Source organism: Arthrobacter sp. USHLN218 (assembly GCF_037144715.1).
Lineage (GTDB): Bacteria > Actinomycetota > Actinomycetes > Actinomycetales > Micrococcaceae > Crystallibacter.
On record NZ_JBBCYT010000040.1, the window covers coordinates 1 to 223 of the forward strand.

A 223-nucleotide genomic window follows, 5' to 3' on the forward strand; every position below is an offset into this window, starting at 1 on the left:
TTCCTTCCAGTGCCCGTACCATGCCTGGACCTATGACTTCGAGGGCAAGCTCATCGCCGCGCCGAACCTGACCAAGATGCCGGACATCGACCGGAACGAGTACGGCCTGGCTAAGGTCCACATCCGCGAGTACCTGGGCTATGTCTGGGTCTGCCTGGCGGAGGAGCCGCCGTCCTTCGAAGAAGACGTCATGGGCGCGATCGAGGAGCGCCTGGGCGACGTC

Annotated in this window: 1 protein-coding gene; it reads left to right on the forward strand. The window is 63.7% G+C overall.

Going from position 1 to position 223, the window contains the following annotated elements:
* A partial coding sequence (locus tag WFH44_RS21400) for a Rieske 2Fe-2S domain-containing protein (protein ID WP_336716671.1) occupies nt 1-223 on the forward strand: 223 nt, incomplete at both ends.